7 protein-coding genes and 1 pseudogene are annotated in these 12,623 nt (G+C 38.3%); 4 read left to right on the forward strand and 4 right to left on the reverse strand.

The window, feature by feature from the left end:
* Window positions 1-323: 323 nt before the first annotated feature.
* From kynU to rimI, 4 genes are all read right to left on the reverse strand, one after another.
* The gene (gene kynU, locus F6K06_RS19545) at window positions 324-1,532 is read right to left on the reverse strand and encodes a kynureninase (RefSeq protein WP_287242853.1); all 1,209 of its coding nucleotides are present in this window, start codon (window positions 1,530-1,532) and stop codon (window positions 324-326) included.
* A 628-nt stretch (window positions 1,533-2,160) separates the two neighbouring features.
* A complete protein-coding gene (locus F6K06_RS19550) occupies window positions 2,161-4,629 on the reverse strand; it encodes an ATP-dependent Clp protease ATP-binding subunit (RefSeq protein WP_124145547.1) in 2,469 nt (822 codons plus the stop codon).
* Between the two features lie 103 nt (window positions 4,630-4,732).
* On the reverse strand, window positions 4,733-5,983 hold the full coding sequence (locus F6K06_RS19555; protein ID WP_287242851.1) for a transposase: 1,251 nt from the start codon (window positions 5,981-5,983) through the stop codon (window positions 4,733-4,735).
* An 896-nt stretch (window positions 5,984-6,879) separates the two neighbouring features.
* Window positions 6,880-7,506 carry a ribosomal protein S18-alanine N-acetyltransferase gene (gene rimI, locus F6K06_RS19560; protein WP_124145549.1) on the reverse strand — a complete coding sequence of 209 codons (627 nt, stop codon included), beginning with the start codon at window positions 7,504-7,506 and terminating at the stop codon, window positions 6,880-6,882.
* Window positions 7,507-7,687: 181 nt separating this feature from the next.
* Here rimI and F6K06_RS19565 point away from each other — a divergent pair.
* The 4 genes and pseudogenes from F6K06_RS19565 (at window position 7,688) to F6K06_RS19580 (ending at window position 12,611) form a co-directional block, all read left to right on the forward strand.
* Window positions 7,688-8,935 (forward strand): annotated as a pseudogene (locus F6K06_RS19565) (RNA-guided endonuclease InsQ/TnpB family protein).
* 101 nt (window positions 8,936-9,036) lie between these two features.
* On the forward strand, window positions 9,037-10,443 hold the full coding sequence (gene lysA, locus F6K06_RS19570) for a diaminopimelate decarboxylase (protein WP_124145550.1): 1,407 nt from the start codon (window positions 9,037-9,039) through the stop codon (window positions 10,441-10,443).
* Between the two features lie 507 nt (window positions 10,444-10,950).
* On the forward strand, window positions 10,951-11,868 hold the full coding sequence (gene cdaA / locus F6K06_RS19575) for a diadenylate cyclase CdaA (protein WP_124145551.1): 918 nt from the start codon (window positions 10,951-10,953) through the stop codon (window positions 11,866-11,868).
* Window positions 11,865-12,611 (forward strand): isoprenyl transferase, encoded by a 747-nt coding sequence (locus tag F6K06_RS19580; protein WP_124145552.1) that lies wholly within the window; start codon window positions 11,865-11,867, stop codon window positions 12,609-12,611. Before cdaA ends, F6K06_RS19580 begins: the two co-directional genes overlap by 4 nt.
* The last annotated feature ends 12 nt before the right edge of the window (window positions 12,612-12,623 follow it).

Below are 12,623 nucleotides of genomic sequence, written 5' to 3' on the forward strand. Positions count from 1 at the left end.
AAGCCCCGCCAACGCCGACAATGTTCCACCGCGAGATGACGACTCCGGAAAACCGGAATGTTTGGTCTGCCGATGTACAATGCATTGGATAGGCTAGAGTTTATTATATCCTACCTTTTCTTGCAGTGATCACCCTTTTTTTTTATCAGAAGAATTTATATCACATATAACTTTGTTTTATCTAGCCTTGCTCCCGTGCCAGATCTTCCTTTTTCCTCTATACCATTACTATGCAGGACTACCCTTTTTCTGATAATTCCGATCGAGTTTTATTATAATTCTGATAAAGCTTGCACAAATTGAAAAACTTCTGTATAGCGGTTTTAGAGGGGAACAGGTGCAATCCGAAGGGTGTTTGGTTCGCGCCAGTCGCATAATATTCCTCGTTCTGTTAACTTTTCCAGCAAATTTCCCTCGGCATTTTTAATCTGAATCGATAACTGACATCCTCTAGCTTCAGGATTGGCAGGGGTAAGCAATAAAGGTTTGTTTTCTAGACTATTCAATAAGAATTCAAGATAGCCAGTCAGCAGGCGACTTTTAGTTACTAATTGTGCCATTCCCACCCTGGCAAAGATATCTAGAGAAACTGACAGGGACGCTAATGATAAAACATCTGAATTACTAATTTGCCAACCTTCTGCACCGGATGACGGTTCAATATCTTGTTTCATCAGCAACCGCGTTTCAATTTTATTGCCCCACCAACCAGCAAACCGAGGTAAATTGAACTGATGGGCATATTTTTCATGGACGAAACAAGCTCCGACCGCTCCTGGTCCACTATTCATATATTTATAATTGCACCACACTGCAAAATCTACCTGCCAATCATGCAAAGCAAGGGGAACATTGCCAACAGCATGAGCGAGATCGAATCCTACCAAGCAACCGTATTGGTGTGCTTGCTCAGTAATTTTTTTCATCTCGAAAAACTGTCCTGTTAGATAGTTTATTCCTCCTAGAAATACTAAAGCAATTGAATTACCTTCTTGCTCTAATAAGTTTTCAATATCTTCGGTTCTGATGTAGGTTTCGCCCTGACGAGGTTTAATTTCCAGCAAGGTAATTTCTGGATCGTAACCGTGAAATTCAATCTGGGATTTGAGCGCATATCGAGGAGAAGGAAAGGCGTTAGCTTCAATCAGAATTTTGTATTTTTCTGGGCTAGGTCGATAAAATGAGACTAGCATCAGATGCAAGTTCATGGTCAGAGTATTCATGATTGCTATTTCTGACTCCAGTGCGCCGACAATTTCAGCCATTTTTGGCTTTAATGATTTACTATAATCCAGCCAGCGAGGAGTACCGCAGAAGTATCCTTCAATTCCCAGCTTTTCCCAATCATATAATACCTTTTCGATGCTTTCTCGAACAGTTACAGGTTGTAATCCTAGAGAATGACCACAGAAATAGATATTTTCTTCCCCAGAAGCAGCCTTGGGAATATAAAATTCTTTTCGTAAGGAAGCGAGAGGATCTCTAGCATCCATTTGTTCAGCAAATTCTTGTTCCAGTCTATATTCTATCATTGGCTAGTTGGGCATCTCGAAAAATTTGATTTAGCTGATCCATAAAACTGATACAAAGCGTCACATAACGTGAAAAATTGATGTGTACGGACGTTGCATGCAATGTCCCTTGCTTCTACTGAGGTCGTCGGCGGTTACTTAGGGTTTGCTGAAAAAGTCTTTTGGTGGGGGTAGGAGTCAGGAGACAGAAGACAGGAGACAGGAGAAAAGGGAATGAGCGAGGAGGCAGGAGCTAAGTTTTGTCCCTTAATTTTTTTGCCCAACTATGCGCCTAAAATACTAGCTTTTTGAGCTTTTTAGACTGAAACAGGCGCACTTTTTAAAGGCAAAAAAAGGCTGAAACCAATATCTGTCAGTGCTTTGATATTTAATCAGCAAGTCCTACTTATCCACAGGCATTCACGGTTGTTTAACGCCGAAGGCGGAGGGAGCGTAGCTCTCACCGACCGCATCTCTTAAAGTTCTACTCTACTATAATTTACATAGCAATCCTAAATTGGTTCTGACAATTTTTATCATCATTAATTTAAAAATTCTGACTCCCTACTCCCTCAAAACGGCAGAAAGCTTAAACTCTCTGCCGTCTTACCATGAAAAATTAACTTCCGTTCCCAGAAGAAACTAAATCCTACTCAGCTCCTTGAGGCAACAACTCTCGTTTTTCACCTTGAGTAACCTTAACCTGACCATCCTCTCCAACATCAACCACAGCAGTATCGCCCTCACGAACAGCACCAGAAAGAATTTCCTCAGCCAAAACATCCTCAAGCAAACGCATAATTGCCCGACGTAGAGGACGCGCTCCATAACTGGGATTATAACCTTCCTCAACTAACCGCTCTTGGAAGCGTTCAGTAATTTCTAGCTTGATGCCTTTTTCTGTCAAACGACTAAAGACTTCTTTCAACATAATCACAGCAATTTCCTTCACCTCATCCTTATTCAACTGACGGAAGACGATAATCTCATCTAAACGGTTGAGGAATTCTGGGCGGAAATATTGTTTTAGTTCTTCATTAACCAAGTTGCGAATTCGGTTGTATTGAGCATCAGCTTCATTATCGGAGAACTCGAAACCAAGACCACCGCCTCCTTTTTCGATTACCTTAGAACCGATATTGGAGGTCATAATAATTAAGGTATTCTTGAAATCTACTGTACGACCCTTAGCATCAGTCAACCGTCCGTCTTCCAAAATTTGCAACAACATATTGAAGACATCAGGGTGAGCTTTTTCGATTTCATCAAATAGCACCACAGTATAAGGGCGACGACGAACTGCTTCAGTTAGCTGACCACCTTCGTTATAACCCACATAACCAGGAGGAGAACCAATCAACTTAGAAACAGTGTGACGTTCCATGTATTCAGACATATCCAACCGAATCATTGCTTCTTCTGACCCGAAGAAATATGTAGCCAGAGCCTTAGTTAATTCTGTCTTACCAACCCCAGTCGGTCCAGAGAAAATAAAGCTAGCAATTGGTCGGTTGGGGTTTTTCAATCCTACTCTTGCCCGACGAATAGCACGAGATACTGCTCTGACAGCTTCTTCCTGACCAATCAAACGTTGGTGCAGAGTATCTTCCATGTGTAGCAACTTCTCAGATTCAGATTCTGTGAGCTTACTAACTGGAACACCTGTCCAACTTGCAACAATATGAGCAATATCTTCTTCATTAACCACTGGAGAATCATTTTCACTCGTGGAATCTGTCTTTTTACTTTGAGCAAGGGAACGAATTTCAGATTTAATCTCCATTTCCCGATCGCGCAACTCTCCTGCCTTATCAAAATCTTGAGAGCGTACTGCCTCATCCTTTTCTTTAAGAATTTGACGCAACTCTTTATCTAACTCCTTAGCTGCCGGAGGAAGTTGAGAATTAATCAAACGAACCCGGGAACCTGCCTCATCAATCAAATCAATAGCTTTATCCGGTAAATAGCGATCGCTAATATAGCGGTCTGACAATTTAGCAGCAGCTTCTAGAGCTGTATCCAAAATTTTTAACTTATGATGTTGTTCGTAACGTTCCCTTAAACCGTATAAAATTTCAATTGTCTCTTCAACGGAAGGTTCACCCACCATTACTGGTTGGAAACGACGTTCGAGTGCCGCATCTCGTTCAATATGTTTGCGATACTCATCGAGGGTTGTTGCCCCTATACACTGTAGCTCCCCACGAGCCAAAGCAGGCTTCAAAATATTAGCCGCATCAATTGCCCCTTCTGCTGCACCAGCTCCAATTAGAGTATGAACCTCATCTATAACTAGGATGACATTACCCGCAGAGCGAATTTCATCCATAATTTTCTTCAGACGTTCCTCAAACTCTCCTCGATATTTTGTGCCAGCCACCAATAGACCAATGTCCAGAGTAACTACCCGCTTTTCTTCAAGAATATCTGGTATATCATTATTAGCAATACGTTGTGCCAGACCTTCAGCGATCGCTGTTTTTCCGACCCCTGGTTCTCCAATCAAAACTGGATTATTTTTCGTTCTACGACCTAGAATTTGAATAACCCGTTCAATTTCGTTTTGCCTTCCCACTACTGGGTCCAACTTACCTTCAGATGCCATTTGAGTCAGATTAGAACCAAACTCATCCAGAGTAGGAGTTTTAGTCCGTCCACCGCCACCACCAGCAGTGACTTCTGCAGTTTCACCCAACATCCGAATTACCTGAGTCCGTACCTTCGAGAGGTCTACGCCCAAGTTTTCTAGAACTCTTGCTGCAACTCCTTCCCCTTCTCGAATTAAACCCAGAAGTAGATGCTCAGTACCAATATAGTTATGTCCTAATTGCCGTGCTTCCTCCAAGGATAATTCTAAAACCCTTTTAGCTCTGGGAGTAAAAGGAATTTCTACAGCCACAAATCCAGATCCACGGCCAATTATTTTTTCTACCTCAATCCTAGCGTCCTTGAGATTAACACCCATAGATTTGAGAACTTTGGCCGCAACACCTGTGCCTTCTCCAATTAGACCCAGGAGGATTTGTTCCGTCCCCACAAAGTTATGTCCCAAGCGCCGAGCCTCTTCTTGGGCCAACATTATCACTTTGATTGCTTTTTCGGTGAAGCGTTCAAACATAATTAATTAATTCCTATTATTTATAAAGTTCCCCTTACGGTTATTCTAGCGTGACATTTATATTAAAACTGTTACCGCTCAACTAAACTTACTCAAACTAAACTTACTCAAACTGAATGAGAAAGCCTGAAATATTAGTCATTCGTAGTGGATCAACCACCACAGGGTTAAACGGCAAACCCTTTATTCCTTGGTCAAAGACATCAGGAATTACTTTTTTAATAATGTTAAACGACCCATTTACATCAGCATTTAATAATTTATTTTCCCTAGTTTTATACAACCCTCTTGTTACTCTTTTTCCACTAAATTCCGGTTTTTGTTCTCCATCTTTGGGTAAATCATCCCCATCTAAACAGCTCGATTGAGATGTATAGGATTCTTCGGTAATTATTACTTTTATTCCTCTTAGTTGGGCTTTATACCTTAACATCTCTATTAACCTATAGTGAGGGATATTCACAAATTGTTGATTGTTCTTTTTCCCTAATTTTATTTCTTGTTTCCAAGTCTGATTATACCCAATAATTAAGGTCCCTATTTCATAGTTTACACACCAATCTATTACTATTTTACTTGCTGTATGAAGATAGTTTTCTACTCGACAATTTCGTTTGTGAGTTAATTTTTTTAACCGATGAGAATTACTTTTATTGTGGTTATTTTTTAATTGAGATTGTAAACAAGAGCGCTGTTTATTATAAAAAGTGTTGATTGCTTTTAATGGTCTGCCTTTAATCAAAAGAGGTGATATTCCTGTTTGATTTGTCGTTACAGCTATTAAGTTATTTACTCCTAAATCTACTCCTGCTATTTGTTGATTATTTGTTATTTCCTCCTGTTTTTCATAGACTATTTCTATAAGATAACAGCTACTTTTGGGGATGATTCTTGCCTCTATTATTTCTGTCTGTGAAGTAGGAATTTTTATTTCACTCATCGACAGATGACAAATCCCTTTTTTTAAGGCTTTTTTGTAAATTGATTCATCTGGATAAGGCAGAATATTTCGGCCTTTTGACTTATGTTTATATTTGGGAATTTTTGGTTTTCCTAAAAATTTATTTTGCTGTTTTTTCCACTCTCTTAAAGCTGAAAAATAATGTTTCCAACTTTGATCTAATCTCTTAATAATTTGCTTACTTACCTTGGTAGGTAAAGCTTGATAATCATCAGTTTTAGATACCTTGTGATACAGTTCATTAAAATTTAATTTCTTTTGATCGCAAAAGAAGTATTGACGATAATAATAGTTAGCTAAATTGAACAGATTTTTCGACAAAAAAGCCTTGTGGTCAATTTCTGACCACAAATAATGTGATTTGCTGATAACATGACGTTCAACTAGCTTCATACCTTAATTGTAGCTGATAGCGACTCAATGGATAGACAACTGAAAAAAAACTTACTTATTTTAGTTTGATAGCTATAATTATGAGTAAGTTTGATGAACTTTAGAGAAGTTTACGCTTTCTGTATTTACCCCGCAAAATGCTTATTCAGACTTGAGATAGTTCATAAAAATATAGTCACATAAGACATATCCTTCGGAACCCAGGTGTCACCCTGACTGGGTGTTAGCGTTTGCGTAGCATTCAGCAGGAAAGCTCCCCCGAAGGAGATACTACAACACCCTCGCTTCCCATAGTTAAAGACAAAAGTGAGCTGCTTTTCTCATTATATTCAGAGAACCGTTCACGCAACTCATTGATTAATCCTTTGGTGGCGGTGCAATTGCATTCCTCTTTCTACTCTTTTTCCTGAAAAAGTAACTTGATTTTTCTCACCTTTGTTGTACACTGGAATCAAATCATTATCTATAAAGCTTGCTTTTGAGATGTAAGATTCTAAAGAATTTAACGTTATGTACTTCCTCCTCCATTAATGGTATTTACACTTACATATTTATAGCCAAAATATAATTTGAGTTTCTAAAGTATAGCTCAGGTTTTTATATAGAGATGATTAAATCTGCTTGTTTATTTTAAGAAATTCTAAAGTTTTATCGGTAACAATTATCTATTTCAGTCAACTAAATCTTTGCTATTAATGTAGTTTTTATATTTAGATTCTATGAGAAAATATCTTAACAAAATGCAATATTGGGTGAGATTTTTAGACTTTTTATGTGTTTTTAGATTTTTTACAGATTATATCTATAAACTCCATACAATAAATTTAAAGTGTAGGCAAAAGGGTCTATAAACAAAATTAACTCAAAATAATAAAGCTATTTGAGTTGAGCGATCGCTAATTACCAATAACCGATTCTAACTTTTCCCACCTTACTTCATAGTCATTCAGACGAGCGATCGCTTGTCTATGCCATTGGGACAAAGTTTGCTCAAATTCTGGGTCATGGAGATGACCACGCCATAGAATTAGAGCATCTTCGCCAGTTTGCTGATAATATCCTCGACGACGGCCCACATCTTGAAACCCAAACTTGTGATAAAGGGACAATGCAGATGTATTTGAAGCTGCAACTTCTAAGGTGGCTCTCTCTAAACCTCTGTCCCAAGCAGACCTCATTAAGGAATATAATAATAACTGACCTAAACCCAGACGTTGGTATTGGGGATGAATTCCGAGAATAGTGATATGTGCTTCCTCTAAAATAGCCCATAAACAACCTATGCCAATTATGGACTGATAATTGGTAAGCTCTGATTTAGAGTTAGAAGATTTAAAGGTTACCTCCCTTTTCATCTCTTCATTCATTTGGCTAATTACTAAAATTAGCAAATCACTGTTAGGACTTTCTAGTTCTTGCTGATAACCTTGAAAATTCCAGAGTCCACCAAAGCAGAGTCGATCCAATTCAACCACGCTAGAAATATGCTTTGGACTCATTGGTTGAATCGTAATAATTGCCATAATTGCAAAAGTCTAAATTCTAGATAAAAAATTAATCAAAAATTGACCAAAAAAAGCAGGTCTCAATTCGCACCCTAGAAGGACAGTTAACCTCAATCAAGTTGCCCAAATTGAATTGAACGTCAGATCACAGATCATATACGCCAGACAAGCTAGCGTTAAGATTATGATAGTGTAAGAATTGAAAGCCAAGGGAAAACTGAATCAATATCAAGGGATTGATGAGGCAATTCGGACGGGTCAATTCCTGAGAAACTTATGTCTGCTTTATTGGATGGACAATCGAGGTTTAGGGAGAAAAGAACTGTACTCAGTACAATACCGAAATACGCGCAATGTATCCCTTTGTCAAAGATTTAAACTCTCATGCTTGTCAGGCATCTGTAGAACGGTGTTGGTCAGCAATTGCCAAGTTTTTCTTAAACTGTAACAAGAAAGTACCAGGCAAAAAGGGTTTCCCAAAATTAAAAAAACATAGCCGTTCAGTTGAATATAAAATCAGCGGCTGGAAATTGCATGACCCTAAAAATATTGAATTTACTGACAAAAAAGGTATAGGAAAACTCAAATTGATGGGGACGTGGGACTTGGCCTTCTATCCAATTGAACAGATTATAAAGAGTGAGATTGCTTAGACGAGCTGATGGTGATTATTGTCAGTTCTGTATCAGCGTAGATATCAAGGTTGATGTAGAACAGACATTGCATAACGTTGGCTTAGATGTGGGACTCAAAGAGTTCTACACAGATTCAGATGGCAATACAGAGTATAATCCACAGTTCTACAGGAAGAGTAAGAAACGACTTAAATTTTATCAAAGTCGGGTTTCTTGCAAGAAAAAAGGCAGTGCTAACCCCAAGTGCGCCATTAATAAACTCGGATCAGTACACCTCAAAATAAGTAGGCAACGTGAAGAACATGCTAAGAGACTAGGACATTGCGTAGTCCAGTCTAAGGATGTGGTCGCCTATGTAGAGGCAGAGCGACGTGCCGGAGGCAGATTTGAGGATTAAGAATCTAGTTAAGAATCACTGTCTGGCTAAGTCTATTAATGATGCAGGTTGGTATAAATTCAGAAAAGCGATGCAGCGCGGTCTTGAGGGTTTCCCCCATGAGCGATTGCATCAAGAATGGTTAGAGTATTTTGGCCATAGATTCGGTAAAGCCACTGTTGCAGTCAACCCAGCTTATACTAGCCAAAATTGTTTAAACTGTGGAACCACGGTCAAGAAATCACTATCAACTAGAACTCATCTTTGTCAATGTGGATGTGTTCTGGACCGAGACCACAATACAGCTATCAACATTCTGAATATCGCCCTTGGTACTGTGGGGCACACAGAAACCAGGCTCATCCAGTCAAACACTTTGGGAGACTTCTCCTCTACTGGGGTAGGAGAAATCTTGTCTCAGCAAGTCTGGTCATAGAACGAAGAATCTCCGTCAATTCATCGCGGGGAGTGTCAAAAAGTGAAATAACTTCTATATTATTAAATTAGACTACTAGAGTATAACTCTGTACAACACTTATGGTATCAACTCAACCTGTAATATCCGCAAATTCTGGACTTCAGTATTTGCCAAAAATGGAAAGTTCACCAAATCAGGAACTTTTACCACTCACTGCCAAAGTTAACAATCTAGACCACTTAGAAATCGGTGGCTGGGATGTCCCAGCACTGGTCGAGAAATTTGGCTCACCTCTATATATATTGGACGAATATACTCTCAGAACAGCTTGTCGTCAATATCGAGATGCACTTAAACAGTACTACCCTGGAGAATCTTTGGTTCTTTATGCTTCTAAAGCTTGGAGCTGTCTAGCAGTATGTGCTATTTGTGGTTCTGAAGGTTTAGGTATAGACGTTGTATCTGGAGGTGAATTATACACAGCTATCCAAGCAGGTATTAATCCAGAGAAAATATACTTACATGGCAATAATAAATCTCTTGCAGAATTAAGTTTAGCGGTCGAAACAGATTGTGTAATTGTTATCGACAATTGGCTAGAATTAAAAACATTAGCCGATTTAAAAAACGAACAAACAGAAGCACTAGAAAATCCCACAAAAATAATGGTGAGGTTTACACCTGGTATTGAATGTCATACCCACGAATACATTCGTACAGGTCATCTAGATAGTAAATTTGGATTTGACCCTAACCAATTAAATGATGTTTTTAGCTTCATAAGTCAACAACAAAAACTATCATTTATAGGAATTCATGCTCATATAGGTTCCCAAATTTTTGAAGTTCAGCCCCATCAAGATTTAGCAAGTGTAATGGTAGATGCAATGACAACTGCCATGGCACATAATCTATCAGTCACAGAAATTAATATGGGTGGTGGTTTAGGAATCCGTTATACTGAAGCAGATGACCCTCCTAGTATTGAAACTTGGGTTCACAATATCAGTAAGGCAATGGTAGATGCTTGCCAAGCTAGACAATTACCTTTACCAAAACTATTATGCGAACCTGGACGTTCAATTATTAGCCAGGCTTGTGTAACAGCTTATACAATTGGTGCTCAAAAACAAGTTCCAGAAATTAGGACTTATATATCAGTAGATGGGGGAATGTCAGATAATCCTCGTCCAATCACCTATCAATCTCTTTATCGAGTGGTTGTAGCTAATAAATTCTCTGAACCTGTAACAGAAACAGTTACCGTTGCTGGTAAACATTGTGAATCTGGTGACATTCTAGTTAAAAATGCCATGTTACCCGTAACTCAACCAGGAGATTGCTTGGTAGTAATGGCTACTGGTGCGTATAACTATAGCATGGCTTCTAACTACAATCGTCTACCACGTCCAGCAGGAGTTTTAGTTAGCAATGACGAAGTAAATGTAATATTACAAAGGGAAACTTACCAAGATTTACTCAGTCACGATGTTTTACCAGAACGAATAGCTATAGAACAATCATAGTATTTGATTCCAATGCAAAAAAGCTAACAATAGCAAGATGAAAAAATCAAACTGTTGTATGTCTTATAACTTACTATAGATACAGAAATTTGATTTTTAACCTAATTTGGCAATAAGTTCCATGTCTACTGATAACTCAAAAGCAAATTCTGGCGTTGGCATAATTTGTTACTAACCAAAAATGATGCTATAAGGAATAGTTAGGACTAAGGGGAGGTGAAACAGATGTAACTATAAGTGAGTGAACTAGAATTTGCATCAAGATGCTTATACTATAATATAAATATATCAAAGAGTATAGCATCTATATATATTCCGCAAACCTACTAATGTCGCCAAAAAATGTCCAATTAACAGTGGATGATCAAACTTATTGTTCATTGATATTGATAATTAATTATTTACATTACGCAAGAGAATAAATGCTCTTTGCTGGTGATGACACCAATGTTAAATGTTAAATAAAAAAACATCAAAAGTTGACGTTAGATTAATAATTAAAGTTCAATGAAATCGGGTCTTAGTAATGACCCAGGCTTGATGAAGTCCTTATTAGTACATAGTATTGATATCGGACTGGTTCTAGCCTTGATATATATGGTGCTTGTCATCATAGGGGAACGTCGTACACTATGGATGGTAAGAGGGTTTATAGTCTTAATGTTGGCTTCGGCCTTAAGTCATTGGGCTGGATTAAAGCTTTTAAGTTTTGCCCTCAACAGTTTAGTCATAGGTTCTGCTGTTTCCATGGCAGTAATATTACAATCAGAATTCCGTAGGTTTCTTGAGCAGTTGGGACAGGGAGAAATTCTGCAAATGTTTGGACATAATCGTAGAGTTTTACCTGAATCAGATAGCATTATTGATGAAATAGTAGAATCAATCAAACAACTGTCTCAAAATCGTATAGGCGCTTTGTTAATCATAGAAACAGATGGGCCTATAGATGAGAGAGATTTTTCTGTGCCTGGTGTGAAGTTAAACGCTGAACTTTCTAAGGAACTATTACAGACCATATTTCAGCCAAAAACTTTATTACATGATGGCGCAGTCCTAATTAGAGAACATAAAGTTATATCAGCTGGTGTGATTCTACCATTGTCTGAAAGAATAGCTTCCAGGCAATTAGGGACTCGTCATAGAGCAGCTATGGGAATTACAGAACAAGTAGAAAAGTGCCTCTGCGTAGTGGTGTCTGAAGAAACTGGTTCTATATCTCTGGCTGAAAAAGGGACTTTAAATCGACCCTTAACCAGTAATAAACTTAAGGAATTATTAGAACAACGCCTATTTCTATCAGGTAGTGAAAAAAATACAAAACCATTCACCATACTTAATCTTGGAGTTCAAATAGGAACAAAAGGATCGAGATTAATGTCATGTATGCTTCGTCAAAGTCCACCAGCTCCTCGAAAGAAAAGATGAATCAAGGAACTTGCTTACAAGATTTACCTGTTGACCTAGAACCAGAAAAGTTGCCTCGCCACGTAGCTGTAATTATGGATGGTAATGGCCGCTGGGCAGGACGCAGGGGTTTACCTCGAATTATGGGTCATAGGCGTGGGGTGGAAGCGCTGAAAGCCTTATTACAGTGTAGTAAAGATTGGGGTATAGAAGCATTAACTGCTTACGCATTCTCTAGTGAAAATTGGGGCAGGCCACTAGAGGAAGTTAATTTTTTGATGAGTTTATTTGAAAGAATTTTACGTCAAGAGCTACAGGAAATGGTGGCAGAAGATGTTCAAATTAGATTTGTTGGTAATCTAAGTTCTTTACCTCTATCTTTACAAGCTGAGATTAAACATTCAATGGAAATGACTCAGCAAAATCAGGGGATTAAGTTTACTGTAGCTACTAATTATGGAGGACGTCAGGAGATTGTACATGCTTGTCAAGCGATCGCCTCTCAGGTACAAAAAGGTTTACTCAAACCAGAAGAAATTAATGAAGGGTTATTTGAGCAATATCTTTATACTGCTGGAATTTCTCATCCAGATTTATTAATTCGTACCAGTGGGGAAATGAGAATTAGTAATTTTTTATTATGGCAAATGGCTTATTCGGAAATCTATGTTACTGAAACATTTTGGCCTGACTTTAACCGCTCTGAATTTCATCGTGCCTTATTTGCTTATCAAAAACGTCAACGCAGATTTGGTAAAATATGATACGAAAATCTA

This window comes from Okeania sp. SIO1H4, from assembly GCF_010672695.1.
Classification (GTDB): domain Bacteria; phylum Cyanobacteriota; class Cyanobacteriia; order Cyanobacteriales; family Microcoleaceae; genus Okeania; species Okeania hirsuta.

Bases quoted from the DNA above. Each gene is read 5' to 3' on its own strand.
- kynU (WP_287242853.1), bottom strand. From the start codon at position 1,532: ATGATAGAATATAGACTGGAACAAGAATTTGCTGAACAAATGGATGCT.
- F6K06_RS19550 (WP_124145547.1), bottom strand. From the start codon at position 4,629: ATGTTTGAACGCTTCACCGAAAAAGCAATCAAAGTGATAATGTTGGCC.
- F6K06_RS19555 (WP_287242851.1), bottom strand. From the start codon at position 5,983: ATGAAGCTAGTTGAACGTCATGTTATCAGCAAATCACATTATTTGTGG.
- rimI (WP_124145549.1), bottom strand. From the start codon at position 7,506: ATGGCAATTATTACGATTCAACCAATGAGTCCAAAGCATATTTCTAGC.
- lysA (WP_124145550.1), top strand. From the start codon at position 9,037: ATGGTATCAACTCAACCTGTAATATCCGCAAATTCTGGACTTCAGTAT.
- cdaA (WP_124145551.1), top strand. From the start codon at position 10,951: ATGAAATCGGGTCTTAGTAATGACCCAGGCTTGATGAAGTCCTTATTA.
- F6K06_RS19580 (WP_124145552.1), top strand. From the start codon at position 11,865: ATGAATCAAGGAACTTGCTTACAAGATTTACCTGTTGACCTAGAACCA.